The 15,770-nt window shown below is 70.9% G+C and carries 16 protein-coding genes; 12 read left to right on the top strand and 4 right to left on the bottom strand.

The features are described 5' to 3' along the window. Positions 1-55: 55 nt before the first annotated feature. Positions 56-373: an ArsR/SmtB family transcription factor gene (locus OG905_RS18255; protein ID WP_328672963.1), complete on the bottom strand. Its 318-nt coding sequence runs from the start codon at positions 371-373 to the stop codon at positions 56-58. Positions 374-465: 92 nt separating this feature from the next. Here OG905_RS18255 and OG905_RS18250 point away from each other — a divergent pair, with 92 nt between their 5' ends. Continuing rightward, complete coding sequence (locus OG905_RS18250; protein ID WP_328672961.1) at positions 466-1,443, top strand: quinone oxidoreductase family protein; 978 nt, start codon at positions 466-468, stop codon at positions 1,441-1,443. On the opposite strand, the gene OG905_RS18245 is transcribed toward OG905_RS18250, so the two are convergent. Together OG905_RS18245 and OG905_RS18240 are read right to left on the bottom strand one after the other, a co-directional pair. Then, entirely contained in the window at positions 1,440-2,564 is a 1,125-nt protein-coding gene (locus tag OG905_RS18245) for a DUF5937 family protein (protein ID WP_328672960.1), read from the bottom strand. The genes OG905_RS18250 and OG905_RS18245 overlap by 4 nt on opposite strands. Positions 2,565-2,730: 166 nt before the next feature. Beyond that, positions 2,731-3,873 carry a threonine aldolase family protein gene (locus OG905_RS18240; protein WP_328672958.1) on the bottom strand — a complete coding sequence of 381 codons (1,143 nt, stop codon included), beginning with the start codon at positions 3,871-3,873 and terminating at the stop codon, positions 2,731-2,733. Between the two features lie 139 nt (positions 3,874-4,012). Here OG905_RS18240 and OG905_RS18235 point away from each other — a divergent pair, with 139 nt between their 5' ends. The 10 genes from OG905_RS18235 to OG905_RS18190 all read left to right on the top strand — a co-directional run bounded on the left by OG905_RS18235 (position 4,013) and on the right by OG905_RS18190 (position 12,198). Continuing rightward, on the top strand, positions 4,013-4,933 hold the full coding sequence (locus tag OG905_RS18235) for a Rossmann-like and DUF2520 domain-containing protein (RefSeq protein WP_328672956.1): 921 nt from the start codon (positions 4,013-4,015) through the stop codon (positions 4,931-4,933). Beyond that, complete coding sequence (panC, locus tag OG905_RS18230; protein WP_328672954.1) at positions 4,930-5,940, top strand: pantoate--beta-alanine ligase; 1,011 nt, start codon at positions 4,930-4,932, stop codon at positions 5,938-5,940. Before OG905_RS18235 ends, panC begins: the two co-directional genes overlap by 4 nt. Continuing rightward, the gene (locus OG905_RS18225) at positions 5,937-7,652 is read left to right on the top strand and encodes an L-aspartate oxidase (protein ID WP_328672952.1); all 1,716 of its coding nucleotides are present in this window, start codon (positions 5,937-5,939) and stop codon (positions 7,650-7,652) included. Before panC ends, OG905_RS18225 begins: the two co-directional genes overlap by 4 nt. Next, a complete protein-coding gene (gene nadC / locus OG905_RS18220) occupies positions 7,649-8,677 on the top strand; it encodes a carboxylating nicotinate-nucleotide diphosphorylase (RefSeq protein WP_328672949.1) in 1,029 nt (342 codons plus the stop codon). The genes OG905_RS18225 and nadC overlap by 4 nt, the downstream gene beginning before the upstream one ends. Next, entirely contained in the window at positions 8,677-9,474 is a 798-nt protein-coding gene (locus tag OG905_RS18215) for a type III pantothenate kinase (RefSeq protein WP_328672947.1), read from the top strand. Before nadC ends, OG905_RS18215 begins: the two co-directional genes overlap by 1 nt. A gap of 400 nt (positions 9,475-9,874) precedes the next feature. Then, a complete protein-coding gene (locus OG905_RS18210) occupies positions 9,875-10,489 on the top strand; it encodes a hypothetical protein (protein ID WP_328682426.1) in 615 nt (204 codons plus the stop codon). 14 nt (positions 10,490-10,503) lie between these two features. Further along, positions 10,504-10,677: a hypothetical protein gene (locus tag OG905_RS18205; RefSeq protein WP_266479660.1), complete on the top strand. Its 174-nt coding sequence runs from the start codon at positions 10,504-10,506 to the stop codon at positions 10,675-10,677. Positions 10,678-10,792: 115 nt separating this feature from the next. Next, positions 10,793-11,188: a BlaI/MecI/CopY family transcriptional regulator gene (locus OG905_RS18200; RefSeq protein ID WP_328672944.1), complete on the top strand. Its 396-nt coding sequence runs from the start codon at positions 10,793-10,795 to the stop codon at positions 11,186-11,188. 9 nt (positions 11,189-11,197) lie between these two features. After that, complete coding sequence (locus OG905_RS18195; RefSeq protein ID WP_328672943.1) at positions 11,198-11,719, top strand: amino-acid N-acetyltransferase; 522 nt, start codon at positions 11,198-11,200, stop codon at positions 11,717-11,719. A gap of 143 nt (positions 11,720-11,862) precedes the next feature. Further along, a complete protein-coding gene (locus OG905_RS18190; RefSeq protein WP_142214397.1) occupies positions 11,863-12,198 on the top strand; it encodes a histone-like nucleoid-structuring protein Lsr2 in 336 nt (111 codons plus the stop codon). On the opposite strand, the gene OG905_RS18185 is transcribed toward OG905_RS18190, so the two are convergent. Continuing rightward, a complete protein-coding gene (locus tag OG905_RS18185; RefSeq protein WP_328672940.1) occupies positions 12,177-12,755 on the bottom strand; it encodes an SCO3374 family protein in 579 nt (192 codons plus the stop codon). The two genes, OG905_RS18190 and OG905_RS18185, sit on opposite strands and share 22 nt — an antisense overlap. A gap of 432 nt (positions 12,756-13,187) precedes the next feature. Here OG905_RS18185 and OG905_RS18180 point away from each other — a divergent pair, with 432 nt between their 5' ends. After that, positions 13,188-15,713, top strand: a complete 2,526-nt coding sequence (locus tag OG905_RS18180) for an ATP-dependent Clp protease ATP-binding subunit (RefSeq protein WP_266479644.1) — start codon at positions 13,188-13,190, stop codon at positions 15,711-15,713. Positions 15,714-15,770 lie beyond the last annotated feature (57 nt).

The raw sequence follows: 15,770 nt of genomic DNA, 5'->3' as shown, positions 1-15,770 counted from the left end.
ACCCGCTGGTAACGGCGGCATATCCTCAGGGTCCAGTTTGATCCACAAGGCATCCCTAGTCGCCTTTGAGGACGAGTTCGAGGAGGCCGGGGAAGCGCGCGTCGAACTCCGGACGCCGCAGCCGGTTCACCCGCTTCGGTCCGACGTCGCGCTGCTCGACGAGTCCGGCCGCGCGCAGCACCGAGAAGTGATGGCTGATCGCCGCCTTCCGTACCGGCACGTCGAAGGAACCGCAGGTGCGCGTCCACTCCTGCGATGCGGCGAGCTCGCGGACGAGCTGGAGGCGCACCGGGTCGGCGAGTGCGTCGAGTGCGCTCAGCAGGGGGACGTCGGCGGGGTGGGTGTGCTCGGGCGCGGGCCGGTGGCTGCTCATGTCGGGCGTGTCCCTCCTTGCCGAGTGTTCGATGGCGCTCGTACACTTCGAGTGTTCGCTTTTCATTGAACAGTCTAGCGAGGGAGTGCGGCGTGCGTGCGATCCAGGTGGCGGAGTTCGGCGGCCCCGAGGTGCTGCGGCCTGTCGAGACGGATGTGCCGGAGCCAGGCGCCGGCGAGGTCACGATCGATGTCGCGTACGCGGGAGTGAACTTCGCCGAGATCAAGGCGAGGCGCTCCGGTTACCGCAGGCCGATTCTCCCTTTCACCCCGGGACTTGAGGTCTCGGGCCGCGTCCGGGCGCTCGGTCCTGGCGTCACGGACCTGACCGTCGGCCGGGAGGTCGCGGCCTTCATCGCGGGCGGCGGCTACGCGGAGGTTGCTCTCGCGCCCGCTGCCACCGTCTTCCCGGTCCCGGCCGGCCTGTCGCTGCGTACCGCCGCCACCCTGCCGACCGTGCTGCCCACCGCTCACGCCCTGATCCACGAGGTGGGGCGGCTGCGGGCGGGCGAGAGCGTGCTGGTGCGGGGCGCCGCGGGCGGAGTTGGCACGGTGGTGGGCCAGTTGGCGAATCGCGTCGGCGACGGCGCCGTCTACGGAGTGGTGTCGTCCGCGGCCAAGGTGGACTTCGCGCTGAAGCACGGCTACGACCAGGTGTTCGTCGGCGACGACTGGGAGCGGCAGCTGGCCGCGGCGACCGGCGGGCGCGGCGTGGATCTGCTGCTCGACCCGATCGGCGGTGAACAGCTGCGCCACAGCCTGCGGTCGCTGGCGCCCTTCGGCCGGGTCGTGAACTTCGGCAACGCCGGCGAGGAGGCCCCGTGGCACTTCGGCGCGGCCGAACTCGGGCCCGGCGCCTGGTCGGTGGCGTTCTTCTCGATCCTGACGCTGGCGGCGGAGCGGCCGAAGGAACTGCGCGAGGTGTCGGCGCGGGCGTTCCGTCTTGTCGCGGACGGGGCGGTGGACCTCCCGGTCACCGCCGAACTGCCGCTCGCCGAGGCGGCGGAGGCGCACCGGCTGATGGAGAGCCGTGCGACGACGGGCAAGCTGCTCCTGCGCGTTGAGGACTAACGGAGCACCGTCTCCAGGAAGTCGCTGCCGAGGCGGGCGACGGCGGTGACGTCCAGCTGGTGCAGTACGTAACGGCCGCGCCGCCGGGTGGAGATCAGCCCGGCCTTCTTCAGCACGGCGAGATGCCGTGAGACCTCGGGAGCGGTGATTGCGTACGTGTCCGCCAGCTCGCTCGTCGTGTACGGGGCGCGGGCGAGGTTGCGGCACAGGCGCATGCGCATGGGGTGCGCCAGCGCCTCCATCCGGAGCTTCAGCAGCTCTACGGGGGCCGGTCCCGGCAGCGCGGGCGAGCCGACCGGGTAGTGGATCACCGGCCGCCAGCCGGGCGCGTGCAGCACCATCAGATGCGGCCAGCCGAAGCTGGACGGGATGAGGGAGAGCCCGGCGCCGACGACCGGGTCGACGGCCGTCGTACGCCCGTCCGCGAGCTTGTCGGCGCTGATACGGGTGAGGTCCTCGTCCACCGCGAGTGCCGGGGAGACGGCGTGCAGCGCTTCGGCCAGGCCCTTGTGACGCAGCAGCTCGGTCTTGTGGCGGGCGTCGGAGGCGAGCTGGGTGCCGATGCGGCGCCAGGTGTCGGCGAAGAACGCCTGGTCGCAGTCCTCGAAGAGGCGGCGCACCCAGGCGCGTACGGAGACGGGGTCGTCCAGCAGCCGCCGGGTGAAGTCGAGCTGCTTGGGGCCGCGGGTGGCGGCGAGTTCGAGGGCGCGCTCGCGGCGGGCCGGGTCGCTGAGGGCGGAGGGCACGCCTGTCCCGTACGTACTGACGCAGGTGAACTCCAGGGCGGCGGAGACGAATCGCTCGTCGTCGAGCCGGTCGAGCATGTCCAGCTCGTCGGCCAGGCTCGCGCCGGTGCTGTCGCCGGGCCCACGGGCGGAGGCGGGCAGCCCGGCGAACGGCATGAAGACGTCCGAGAAGGTGGTCCGCCACAGGAACTCGGCCTCGTGGAGCCGGTCCGCGAGATCGGGCTTGAGCCCGGCGGAGGTGGCCGTCGCCCAGCCGTGCAGCCCGGGATGGTGCCCGGGCTCGGCGAGCGCGTGCAGCGCCACGCCCAGCTCGGCGAGGGGGGAAATCTCGAAGACGATGCGCTCCGGGGGCAGCCCCGCGATGTCGATGCTCACGCTCACCCCTCCATGGTGCGGGGTGCGGCGAGGTGGTCCCGCGTCATTTGACTGGGCTCGTCAATCGGCGGGACCAGGGGTGGGGGGCGGGTCCAGCGTAATGGGCCCGCGGGGCGGCGGGCTGCCGCTGAGTCCGAGCGGGGGCGCGCGCCGACCCGCCGGGGAGCTACCCCATCCGCCGCACAAACTCCTCCACCGCATCCCGCACGTCCTCCCCCGTCCACTCCAGCCCCTTGGACCCCACCGTGACCTCCGTGACCGCGATCCCCGGCGGGCACCCCTCCGTGAACCAGCGGCGGAACAGCGTCACGCCCGTCTCCTCGGCCTGGGCCAGCGACGCCTCGTTCAGCGCCTCCGCATCGCCTGCGAGCCAGACATGGAACTGATGGGTGTGCGGCTCGCCGGGGTGGACCCGGAACCACGGCACGCCCGCCGCCGCCAGACCCTCCCGCAGCGCCGCCGCGACGAGCTTCGCGTGGGCCACGTACGACGGCAGTCGGGGCAGCTCGCGCTCCAGGCCGAGCAGTGCCGACAGTGCCGCGGGGTACTGCTGGAAGAGCATGCCGCCGTACCGGTGGCGCCAGGCGCGGGCCTCGTCCATCAGGTCCGTCGGGCCCGCCAGTGCGGCGCCCGAGAGCGCGTCGAGCGACTTGTAGAAGGACACGTACACGCTGTCAGCGAGCGAGGCGATCTCCTCCAGCGGGCGGCCGAAGTGCGAAACGCACTCCCACAGGCGCGCGCCGTCGAAGTGCACCACCGCGTCGCGGGAGCGCGCCGCCTCGACCACGGCCACCAGCTCGTCCCACGTCGGCAGTACGAACCCCGCGTCCCGCAGCGGCAGTTCGAGCATCAGCGCCCCGAAGGGCTCCTCGAAGTCCCGTACGTCATCCTCCGTGGGCAGCCGCGGTTCACTCGTCGGGTGGACAGTGCGCAGCCCGCTCAGCGCACCGAACGCGCCCCGCTCGTGCACTTCCGGGTGCGCCATCGGATGCAGCGCGACCGTCGTGTCCCCGGTACGTCCCGCCCAGCATCGCAGCGCCACCTGCTGCGCCATCGTCCCGGTCGGGAAGTACACCGCGGCCGGGAAGCCGAGCAGTTCGGCCACCCGCTGCTCCAGTTCGGCGACGACCCCGTTGCCGTAGATGTCGGTCCATTCGTCCAGGTCGTAGACGGATCGAGCGTCCGCCGCCAGGGCCGAGAGCCGCTCCCCGACGCGGTGGTCTGCGGAGCCCCGCGACAGCACCCGGTCGCAGGCCCGCCATGCCGCAAGCCTGCGCCGGCGCTGGTCCTGCTCGCTGTGCTCAGTCATCCACAGATCATCGCCCACGCTCGTGTCGTACGGACCACCCACAGCCTGTGGACAACTGCCGGGGGTGGACAGGCGCTGGCGTAGCATGACGGGAAATCGTCCGGTACCCCCCGCGGACTGGAACGGAAGGCCCCGCCGCGTGAATGCCACAGCACCACAGGAACCGCTCGACCCGCGGGACCGTCCCGCCCGCCTGAGCGTCGGCGTTGTCGGAGCGGGCCGCGTCGGTCCTGCTCTCGCGGCGTCCCTGCAGCTCGCGGGACACCGTCCGGTCGCCGTCTCCGGAGTGTCCGACGCGTCCGTGAGGCGGGCGGCCGCTCTGCTCCCCGACGTTCCCCTGGTGACACCCGCCGACGTACTCGCCCGCGCCGACCTGGTGCTGCTGACCGTCCCGGACGACGCCCTGCCCGCGCTCGTCGAAGGACTCGTCGGAGCCGGCGCGGTCCGCCCCGGCCAGCTGCTGGTGCACACCTCGGGGCGTTACGGCACGAAGGTGCTGGACCCCGCCACGCGGGCCGGTGCGCTGCCGCTCGCGCTGCACCCCGCGATGACGTTCACGGGGACGAGCGTGGACGTCCAGCGGCTGGCGGGCTGCTCGTTCGGCGTGACCGCCCCGGAGGAACTGCGGCTGGCCGCCGAGGCGCTCGTCATCGAGATGGGCGGCGAGCCCGAGTGGATCGAGGAGGACAACCGCCCGCTCTACCACGCGGCCCTCGCCCTCGGAGCGAACCACCTGGTGACCCTGGTCGCCCAGTCGATGGAGCTGCTCAGCAAGGCCGGGGTGGCCGCTCCCGACCGGATGCTCGGCCCGCTCCTCGGCGCCGCCCTCGACAACGCCCTGCGCTCCGGTGACGCGGCCCTGACCGGACCCGTCGCCCGCGGCGACGCGGGCACCGTCGCCGCCCATGTCGCGGAGCTGCGCAAGCACGCCCCCGGAACCGTCGCCGGTTATCTCGCGATGGCCCGCACCACCGCCGACCGCGCCCTCGCGCACGGCCTGCTCAAGCCGGAGCTCGCGGAGGATCTGCTGGGCGTTCTTGCGGAGGATGACCAGCGATGAGCCATGGTTTCGAACTCGTTCCGGGCGCGGACGAACTGAACCGCGTCCTCGGCCAGCGCGCCGTCCCCGGCCGCAGCGCCGTCGTGATGACCATGGGCGCGCTCCACGAGGGCCACGCCACCCTGATCCGCACGGCCCGCGCGCACGTCGGCCGCGAGGGTCTCGTCGTCGTCACGGTCTTCGTCAACCCGCTGCAGTTCGGCGCGGGCGAAGACCTCGACAGGTACCCCCGTACCCTCGACGCCGACCTCAAGACGGCCGAAGACGCGGGCGCGGACGTCGTGTTCGCCCCCCCGGCCGACGAGGTCTACCCCGGCGGCAAGCCACAGGTCACCATCGCCGCGGGCCCGATGGGGGAGCGGCTCGAAGGGGCCTCGCGCCCCGGCCACTTCGACGGCATGCTCACCGTCGTCGCCAAGCTGCTCAACCTCACCCGCCCCGATGCCGCCTTCTTCGGACAGAAGGACGCGCAGCAGCTGGCCCTGATCCGGCGGATGGCCCGCGATCTGAACTTCCCGGTCGAGATCGTCGGCGTACCGACCGTGCGGGAGCCGGACGGCCTCGCCCTGTCCAGCCGTAACCGCTATCTCTCGGCCGAGGAGCGCCGCACCGCCCTCGCCCTGTCGGGGGCGCTGTTCGCGGCCCGCGACCGGCTCACCGCCCAGCAGGCGCTGCGCGCGCGTGCCCGGTCGCAGCCCGCGTCGCAGTCCCGGGCCGCGGCGCTCTCCAAGCTCGGCGAGGCCCGCGCCGCGGCCGACGCGCACGCCGTGGCGCAGGCGGGACCGGGCGGCGCCGATGCCGTACGGGCCGCGGCCCGCGCCGTGCTCGACGAGGCGGCCAGGGCCAAGCCCCCGCTCGTACTGGACTATCTGGCCCTGATCGACCCGGCCGACTTCACCGACGTCCCCGACGACCACACCGGCGACGCCGTCCTGGCCGTCGCCGCCCGGGTCGGCACCACGCGGCTGATCGACAACATCCCCCTGACCTTCGGAGCCCCCGCATGACCGGAATACGGCTGAACGCTCCCGCCCCCGGCTGGGCCATCGACGCGGACGTCGTCGTGGTCGGCTCCGGCGTCGCAGGCCTGACCGCGGCGCTGCGCTGCGCAGCGGAGGGGCTGAGCACGGTCGTGGTCACCAAGGCCCGCCTGGACGACGGCTCCACGCGCTGGGCCCAGGGCGGCATCGCGGCGGCGCTCGGCGAGGGGGACACCCCCGAGCAGCATCTGGACGACACCCTCGTCGCGGGGGCGGGCCTGTGCGACGAGGAGGCGGTACGCACCCTGGTCACCGAGGGGCCGGGCGCCGTACGACGCCTCATCGCCACCGGCGCGCACTTCGACACCTCCGACGCCGGCGAGATAGAGCTCACCCGCGAGGGCGGCCACCACCGGCGCCGTATAGCGCACGCGGGCGGCGACGCCACGGGCGCCGAGATCTCCCGGGCGCTGGTCGGGGCGGTGCGCGACGCGGGCCTGCGGACCATCGAGAACGCGCTGGTCCTGGACCTGCTGACGGACGCCGAAGGCCGTACGGCCGGTATCACCCTGCATGTCATGGGCGAGGGCCAGCACGACGGCGTCGGCGCGGTCCACGCCCCCACGGTCGTCCTGGCCACCGGCGGCATGGGCCAGGTCTTCTCCGCCACCACCAACCCCGCGGTCTCCACCGGCGACGGCGTGGCGCTCGCGCTGCGCGCCGGAGCGGAGGTGAGCGACCTGGAATTCGTGCAGTTCCACCCCACGGTGCTCTTCCTCGGCGCGGACCGCGAGGGCCAGCAGCCGCTGGTCTCCGAGGCGGTACGGGGCGAGGGCGCCCATCTCGTCGACGCGTCCGGGACCCGCTTCATGCTCGGACAGCACGAACTGGCCGAGCTCGCGCCGCGCGACATCGTGGCCAAGGGCATCATGCGCCGGATGCAGGAGCAGGGCGCGGCCCACATGTATCTCGACGCCCGCCACTTCGGCGCCGAGATGTGGGCCTCCCGCTTCCCCACGATCCTCGCCGCGTGCCGCGCCCACGGCATCGACCCCGTCACCGAGCCGATCCCGGTGGCCCCCGCCGCGCACTACGCCTCCGGCGGCGTCCGCACGGACCTGCACGGCCGCACCACGGTCCCGGGCCTGTACGCCTGCGGCGAGGTGGCCTGCACGGGCGTCCACGGCGCGAACCGGCTGGCCTCCAACTCCCTGCTGGAGGGCCTGGTCTTCGCCGAGCGCATCGCCGCCGACATCGCGTCCCGGGCCCCGCTGCGGGCCGGTGCGCCAGCCGCCCCGGCGACCCCCTCCGTGCTGCCGCTCATCGCCCCCGAGACGCGCGCCGAGATCCAGCGGATCATGTCGCACGGCGCGGGCGTGCTCCGCTCTGCCGAAAGCCTCACCGCCGCTGCCGCCGCGCTCGGCGCCGTCCACCGCGACGCCGTCGAGGGCCGCAACGGCTCCGCCGCCAAGACGGCCGAGCCCGGCGTCGAGTCCTGGGAGACCTCGAACCTTCTGTGCGTGGCCCGCGTGCTGACCACCGCCGCGCTGCGGCGCGAGGAGACCCGCGGCTGCCACTGGCGCGAGGACCGCCCCGAGCGCGACGACGCCCAGTGGCGCCGCCATCTCGTCGTACGCCTCGCCCCCGACCGGTCACTCATGGTCAGCCGCACCGAGAACACCGCATTCGCCCCGACCGTCCCCGCCGTCCCCGTCGCCCCCAGGGAGCCCCAACCGTGAGCACGCCCGAAGAACGTCCGCGTCCCGTGGACGTACCGCTGATCCAGATCGGCGCTCCCGCCGCGGCCTCCACGGGCGGCTGCGGCGACGCGTGCGGCTGCGGAGGCGACGAGGAGGGGTACGACGACCTGGAGTGCGGCCTCGACCCCGGCCTCGCCCAGTTGCTGGCCGACGCGGGCCTCGATCCCGTACAGGTCGAGGACATCGCGCACCTCGCACTCGCCGAGGACCTCGACGGCGGCGTGGATGTCACCACCGTGGCAACCGTCCCCGAAGACGCCGTCGCCACCGGGGACTTCACCGCCCGCGAGGCCGGTACGGTCGCGGGCCTGCGCATCGCCGAGGCCGTCCTGTCGATCGTCTGCACCGACGCCTTCGAGGTCGAGCGGCATGTCGAGGACGGCGAGCGCGTCGAGGCGGGCCAGAAGCTGCTGTCCGTCACCACCAACACCCGCGATCTGCTCACCGGCGAGCGCAGCGCCCTGAATCTGCTGTGCCGCCTGTCCGGCATCGCGACCGCCACGCGCGCGTGGGCCGACGTACTCGAAGGCACCGGCGCCAAGGTCCGTGACACCCGCAAGACCACGCCCGGACTGCGCGCCCTGGAGAAGTACGCGGTGCGCTGCGGCGGCGGCGTCAACCACCGCATGTCGCTCTCGGACGCAGCCCTGGTCAAGGACAACCACGTCGTGGCCGCGGGCGGCGTGGCGGCGGCCTTCAAGGCCGTACGGGACGCCTTCCCGGACCTCGCCATCGAGGTCGAGGCCGACACCCTCCACCAGGTCCGCGAGGTCCTGGACGCGGGCGCCGACCTGATCCTGCTGGACAACTTCACCCCCGCCGAGACCGAGGAGGCCGTCGCGATCGTCGCGCACCGCGCCGTACTCGAGTCCTCCGGCCGCCTCAGCCTCGACACCGCCCGGGCCTATGCCGAGACGGGCGTCGACTACCTGGCGGTGGGCGCGCTCACGCACTCCTCCCGGATCCTCGACATCGGCCTCGACCTGCGCGAGGCAGGCATCTGATGCTGCTCACGATCGACGTCGGCAACACCCACACCGTCCTCGGCCTGTTCGACGGAGAGGAGATCGTCGAGCACTGGCGCATCTCCACCGACGCCCGGCGCACCGCCGACGAACTCGCGGTCCTGCTGCAGGGCCTGATGGGCATGCACCCGCTGCTCGGCGACGAACTGGGCGACGGCATCGAGGGCATCGCGATCTGCTCCACCGTCCCCTCGGTCCTGCACGAGCTGCGCGAGGTGACCCGCCGCTACTACGGCGACGTCCCGGCCGTCCTCGTCGAGCCCGGCATCAAGACCGGCGTGCCGATCCTGATGGACAACCCCAAGGAGGTCGGCGCGGACCGCATCATCAACGCGGTCGCCGCCGTCGACCTGTACGGCGGCCCGGCGATCGTCGTCGACTTCGGCACGGCGACGACGTTCGACGCGGTCAGCGCGCGCGGTGAGTACGCCGGCGGCGTGATCGCCCCCGGCATCGAGATCTCCGTCGAGGCGCTCGGCGTCAAGGGCGCCCAGCTCCGCAAGATCGAACTGGCCCGCCCGCGCAGCGTGATCGGCAAGAACACGGTCGAGGCGATGCAGTCGGGCATCGTCTACGGCTTCGCGGGCCAGGTCGACGGCGTGGTCCGCCGCATGAAGGTCGAACTGGCCGACGACCCGGACGACGTCACGGTGATCGCCACGGGCGGCCTGGCGCCGATGGTCCTTGGCGAGGCGTCGGTAATCGACGAACACGAGCCGTGGCTGACGCTGATCGGGCTGCGGCTGGTGTACGAGCGGAACGTCTCGCGTATGTAGCGTTTTCGGCGCCCGCGGTGGGTTGCGCGGGCGAACCCCCGCACATTGAGGCCCCTTCCGGTGGGGAGGGGCCGTGCAGGGTCGTCCCCGCGTTTCCAGCGTCCGTGGTGAGCGTGGGCCAGGGGGCTTTGGTGGTTGCTGCCCGGTGGGTGGCTTCGCGGGCGAACCCCCGATTGGCGGCCAACACCGGGTGCCCCACGCGGACGCCTCATCGCCGCCGACGCCGAGGAGTCGAGCCCGGAGGGGCCCCGGAGCCCGCGCCCCGCGGCACCGGGTGCCCGGACAGCCCAGGCGCGCCCCCGCACCCCCCGCCGCGCCCGGGTTCGCGGAATTAACCCGATTTTGTCCAAGTCGCACGTATCGTCGCCCCATGCCCACGCCATACGGATCCCGCGGCGGCATGGCCTTCAGCGCAGACGAGCTGCGTGTGCTCCGACGCGCCCTCGCCAGTGCCCTCCATCCCGCCCCTCTCGCCGACGAGGACGTCCAGGACTGTCTGCGTCTGGCCGATTCCGTGGACGAGGCGGTACGCGAGGCCGGCCGGCTGCGTACGTTCCTCCTCGCCGACCTCGCCCGTTACCGCGAAGCGCTCCCCGGCTCGGCAGCCGGCTATCTGGAGCTCCTCCAGGACGCCCTGGCCGCCGGCTACGACCCCCGCCCGGAGGATCTGGCCGCGCTGCGCACCCTGCGCCGCCACCCCGTTGGTGCCGCCGTGCTGCGCCGCTGCCAGACGCTGGCGGAGCACTCCGTACGCGCCCGGCTGGCCGGCCGCGCGGTACGGACCGGGTCGCGCGCCCCGGCGAGCGCCCCGACCCCCCGCACCCGACTCCACGCGCTCCCCGGCGGCCGCGCCGCCGACGAGCCGAAGCCGCAGCAGAAACCCCGCGAGAAGCCCCAGCGGGAACCGCAGCCCAAGGCGCCCGCACCCGGCGAGCGGCCGGTGCCCAAGCCCTCCGAGGTCTTCCCGCCCCGCCGCAAGCCCGTCCCCCCACCGGAACAGCTCGCCGCCGGCTAGCTACTCTGGGAGCCATGGACTACGTATCCGCGCTCCTGCCCCCCGTGGTGATGGCCATTTTCTTCACCTTCCTGGTCGTGACGATCGTCAAGAGCCAGGGCGGCCCGAACAAGGCCAAGGAGGATGCGATCGTGGACGCCGCGCTCGCCCGTGCGGCATCCACCCGCCAGGCCGGCCGCGACGACTGACGTTCACCGGCGGACCCCTTCGCGCCGAGGACGTACGGCAGATTTCCCGCCGTACGTCCTTTTTTGCTGCGGCAATAACAGGCCATTCCGCCACAACTCGCACTATGGTGGCGCTGTGCCCCGCCAATTGGGAGAGCTGGAAGACGCCGTCATGACTCGCGTCTGGCAATGGAACCGGCCGGTCACCGTCCGGGAAGTCCTTGAAGACCTTCAGCAGGAACGGTCCATCGCCTACACCACCGTCATGACCGTAATGGACAATCTCCATCAGAAGGGCTGGGTGCGCAGGGAAGTCGACGGCCGCGCCTATCGATATACCGCTGTCTCCACCCGCGCCGCCTACGCGGCAGCACTGATGAACGAAGCCTGGTCCCAGAGTGACAACCCCGCCGCAGCACTGGTCGCCTTCTTCGGCATGATGTCGCCCGAGCAGCGCGAGTCCCTGCAAGCCGCGGTCCGCATGGTTCAGGACACCGAGGCCCCTGAGGGCGGTACGCCGCCGGGGCGATAGCGTCGGGCCATGCCTTATGCCGCAGCAAATGCCATCACCGTCAGGCGGGCCAGGACCAGCGATGTGCCCGAGGTCCGCCGACTCGTCGACCCGTACGTGAGTGAAGGCATCCTGCTCGACAAAGCGACGGTCACCCTTTACGAAGACATCCAGGAGTTCTGGGTCGCGGAACGCGACGAGGATGCCCGGGTGGTCGGCTGCGGCGCACTGCATGTCATGTGGGAAGACCTCGCGGAAGTACGCACTCTCGCCACCGATCCCGTCTTCAAGGGCGCCGGCATCGGTCATCAGGTGCTCGGCAAGCTGCTGCAGACCGCCCGCTGGCTGGGGGTGCGCAAGGTTTTCTGCCTCACCTTCGAAGTGGACTTCTTCTCGAAGCACGGCTTCGTGGAGATCGGGGAGACTCCGGTCGACGGAGATGTCTACAGCGAGCTGCTGCGTTCCTATGACGAGGGCGTCGCCGAGTTCCTCGGGCTCGAACGAGTGAAGCCGAACACCTTGGGCAACAGCCGGATGCTTCTGCACCTGTGATCACCGCAAGAGTCGGAACCCTATGTCCGAATCGCGCATGTTTCCCGTGTTCTTGAGGTTCTGAACCTCTCCCAAGGGTTTGTGTTTTCCAAGGAAAAGCGGTTTCCTTTCCGCGTACTGCATTTTCGATGAAAGGAAATCCGGTGGCACAGAAGGTTCAGGTCCTTCTTGTCGATGACCTCGACGGCGGCGAGGCGGACGAGACGGTGACGTTCGCTCTGGACGGCAAGACCTACGAGATCGACCTCACCACCGCCAATGCGGACAAGCTCCGTGGTCTCCTCGAGCCGTACGCCAAGAGCGGTCGGCGCACGGGTGGCCGCGCCGCATCCGGCCGTGGCAAGGGTCGTCCCGCCGCGGGCGGTAACAAGGACACCGCAGAAATCCGCGCCTGGGCCAAGGCGAACGGCTTCGAGGTGAACGACCGCGGCCGTGTCCCGGCCACGGTTCGTGAGGCTTACGAGAAGGCCAACGGCTGAGTATTAGTGCGCGGCGTATTCGTACGCAGCAAACGGGCCCGGTGGCACTCGGTCGCCACTGTGTCCACGAGTCGTACGAGATCGGGGCTGATACCCCCACCTGTTCCGGCGCTGCGCCCGAAAGGGGCCAGAGCCGGCAGCGTCGGCTCCACCTCGCGCCCCGGCACGGGGGGTCGCAGCCATACGGCGGCCCCCCGCGAGCCAGGCCATCCGGGCGGCGGCGGGGCGGTCATCAGTCCGCCCGCGCCGATGGCGGTCAGATCGAGCGCGATCCCGCCCCACTGAAGCCAGTCGAGCAGCCCAGGCAGCTCCTCCGCGCTTCCCGCGGCCACCAGGAACCGCATTCTGCGCCCCATCAGAACTACCGGGCCGGCCGTCTCCGCCCGGCGCAGCACGGCCGCGCCCGCGTCCGCCGGCAGCTCCAGCACATCGAAGCGCAGCCCGGTGAGCAGCCGCACGGGCGACCCCTCCGCGGCGGCCCAGCCGAGTTCGTTCTCGTACCACCGCGCGGCACTGCCGTCGCAGGACGCGCGGGGAAGCGGGACGATGGAAGCCATACCCCCGGGAACGGGAGAGCCGCCCCGGGAGTTACGCAGAGTGTGAGTGCGATCGCACAGGGTGTCTGAGTTGGGGGCGTATGTGCGCTTCAGCAGGCGCAAGGTTGTTCGCCCGTAGCTGAGGGAACCGGTGCGCGCCGCATGGAGTGTCAGTGCTTACGGGTAAGACATTCCTAGTGGGGAGGGGCGACACGCTCGCAGGTACAGTCTCACGTTCGCCATCGGCGTAGCGGTGGTGAGGGTAACTGCCTGGCCTGCGGGAACATCGTCTCGCACCATCGGGTTGAGCAGTTGTCGGCGTTCAGCGGTCAGGAGGCCACAGACGGGTGTCGGCAGTTGGAATGAGCGGTCCCCGCTTGCGGGACTAAGCTGCGGAAGGACAGGGAGGGGACCGACCCCTTACTGCCTGACCGCTCTGAGGAGCGATTAACGATGTTCGAGAGGTTCACCGACCGCGCGCGGCGGGTTGTCGTCCTGGCTCAGGAAGAAGCCCGGATGCTCAACCACAACTACATCGGCACCGAGCACATCCTCCTGGGCCTTATCCACGAGGGTGAGGGTGTCGCCGCTAAGGCCCTGGAGAGCCTCGGGATTTCGCTCGAGGCGGTCCGCCAGCAGGTGGAGGAGATCATCGGGCAGGGCCAGCAGGCTCCGTCCGGGCACATCCCCTTCACCCCCCGTGCCAAGAAGGTCCTGGAGCTGTCGCTCCGAGAGGCCCTTCAGCTGGGCCACAACTACATCGGCACGGAGCACATCCTGCTCGGCCTGATCCGCGAGGGCGAGGGCGTCGCCGCCCAGGTCCTCGTGAAGCTCGGCGCCGATCTCAACCGGGTGCGGCAGCAGGTCATCCAGCTGCTCTCCGGCTACCAGGGCAAGGAAGCCGCCACGGCAGGCGGCCCGGCCGAGGGCACCCCCTCGACCTCGCTCGTCCTGGACCAGTTCGGCCGGAATCTCACCCAGGCCGCTCGTGAGTCCAAGCTCGACCCGGTCATCGGGCGCGAGAAGGAGATCGAGCGGGTCATGCAGGTGCTCTCCCGCCGTACCAAGAACAACCCGGTTCTCATCGGCGAGCCCGGCGTCGGCAAGACGGCGGTCGTCGAGGGCCTGGCCCAGGCCATCGTCAAGGGCGAGGTGCCCGAGACCCTCAAGGACAAGCACCTCTACACCCTGGACCTCGGCGCGCTGGTCGCCGGCTCCCGTTACCGCGGTGACTTCGAGGAGCGCCTGAAGAAGGTGCTCAAGGAGATCCGCACCCGCGGCGACATCATCCTGTTCATCGACGAGCTCCACACCCTGGTGGGTGCGGGTGCCGCCGAGGGCGCGATCGACGCCGCCTCGATCCTCAAGCCGATGCTGGCCCGTGGTGAGCTGCAGACCATCGGCGCCACGACGCTGGACGAGTACCGCAAGCACCTGGAGAAGGACGCAGCGCTCGAGCGCCGCTTCCAGCCCATCCAGGTCGCGGAGCCGTCGCTGCCGCACACCATCGAGATCCTCAAGGGCCTGCGGGACCGTTACGAGGCCCACCACCGCGTCTCCATCACCGACGAGGCGCTGGTCCAGGCCGCGACGCTGGCGGACAGGTACATCTCGGACCGCTTCCTGCCGGACAAGGCGATCGACCTGATCGACGAGGCCGGCTCCCGGATGCGCATCCGCCGGATGACCGCGCCGCCGGACCTCCGCGAGTTCGACGAGAAGATCGCAGGCGTCCGCCGCGACAAGGAGTCGGCGATCGACTCCCAGGACTTCGAGAAGGCGGCCTCTCTGCGCGACAAGGAGAAGCAGCTGCTTGCCGCGAAGACCAAGCGCGAGAAGGAATGGAAGGCCGGCGACATGGACGTCGTCGCGGAGGTCGACGGTGAGCTCATCGCCGAAGTCCTCGCCACGGCGACCGGCATTCCCGTCTTCAAGCTCACCGAGGAAGAGTCTTCCCGGCTGCTGCGCATGGAGGACGAGCTCCACAAGCGCGTCATCGGTCAGAAGGACGCCATCAAGGCGCTCTCGCAGGCCATTCGCCGTACGCGAGCGGGTCTGAAGGACCCGAAGCGCCCCGGCGGCTCGTTCATCTTCGCCGGCCCGTCCGGTGTCGGTAAGACCGAGCTCTCCAAGACGCTCGCCGAATTCCTCTTCGGCGACGAGGATGCGCTGATCTCCCTCGACATGTCGGAGTTCAGCGAGAAGCACACGGTTTCCCGTCTCTTCGGTTCCCCGCCCGGATACGTGGGTTACGAAGAGGGCGGCCAGCTCACCGAGAAGGTGCGCCGGAAGCCGTTCTCCGTCGTCCTCTTCGACGAGGTCGAGAAGGCCCACCCCGATATCTTCAATTCCCTTCTGCAGATCCTGGAGGACGGTCGGCTGACCGACTCCCAGGGCCGCGTCGTGGACTTCAAGAACACGGTCATCATCATGACGACCAACCTCGGGACCCGGGACATCTCGAAGGGCTTCAACCTGGGCTTCGCGGCGCAGGGCGACGTCAAGTCGAACTACGACCGGATGAAGGTCAAGGTCAACGAAGAGCTGAAGCAGCACTTCCGGCCCGAGTTCCTCAACCGTGTCGACGACACCGTGGTCTTCCACCAGCTGACCGAGGAAGACATCATCCAGATCGTCGACCTCATGATCGCCAAGGTGGACGAGCGCCTGAAGGACCGCGACATGGGTCTGGAGCTCAGCCCCACGGCCAAGTCGCTGCTCGCGAAGAAGGGCTACGACCCGGTTCTGGGCGCCCGGCCGCTGCGCCGGACGATCCAGCGCGAGATCGAGGACATCCTGTCGGAGAAGATCCTCTTCGGCGAGCTGCGCCCCGGTCACATCGTGGTCGTGGACACCGAGGGCGAGGGTGAGGAGAAGAAGTTCACCTTCCGCGGCGAGGAGAAGTCGGCGCTGCCGGACGTTCCTCCGATCGAGCAGGCGGCCGGCGGAGCCGGGCCGAACCTGTCGAAGGACGCGTAAGCGTTCTGAGTGTCTGAAGGGGCTGCCCCGGACCGTTTCGTACGGTCCGGGGCAGCC

The sequence above is a fragment of the Streptomyces sp. NBC_00322 genome (genome assembly GCF_036147535.1).
Lineage (GTDB): Bacteria > Actinomycetota > Actinomycetes > Streptomycetales > Streptomycetaceae > Streptomyces.
This window is presented reverse-complemented; position numbering and strand designations above follow the sequence as displayed.

Coding starts and splice junctions, on each gene's coding strand:
- OG905_RS18255 (WP_328672963.1), bottom strand. CDS start 373: ATGAGCAGCCACCGGCCCGCGCCCGAGCACACCCACCCCGCCGACGTC.
- OG905_RS18240 (WP_328672958.1), bottom strand. CDS start 3,873: ATGACTGAGCACAGCGAGCAGGACCAGCGCCGGCGCAGGCTTGCGGCA.
- panC (WP_328672954.1), top strand. CDS start 4,930: ATGAGCCATGGTTTCGAACTCGTTCCGGGCGCGGACGAACTGAACCGC.
- OG905_RS18225 (WP_328672952.1), top strand. CDS start 5,937: ATGACCGGAATACGGCTGAACGCTCCCGCCCCCGGCTGGGCCATCGAC.
- OG905_RS18215 (WP_328672947.1), top strand. CDS start 8,677: ATGCTGCTCACGATCGACGTCGGCAACACCCACACCGTCCTCGGCCTG.
- OG905_RS18210 (WP_328682426.1), top strand. CDS start 9,875: ATGGCCTTCAGCGCAGACGAGCTGCGTGTGCTCCGACGCGCCCTCGCC.
- OG905_RS18205 (WP_266479660.1), top strand. CDS start 10,504: ATGGACTACGTATCCGCGCTCCTGCCCCCCGTGGTGATGGCCATTTTC.
- OG905_RS18195 (WP_328672943.1), top strand. CDS start 11,198: ATGCCTTATGCCGCAGCAAATGCCATCACCGTCAGGCGGGCCAGGACC.
- OG905_RS18185 (WP_328672940.1), bottom strand. CDS start 12,755: ATGGCTTCCATCGTCCCGCTTCCCCGCGCGTCCTGCGACGGCAGTGCC.
- OG905_RS18180 (WP_266479644.1), top strand. CDS start 13,188: ATGTTCGAGAGGTTCACCGACCGCGCGCGGCGGGTTGTCGTCCTGGCT.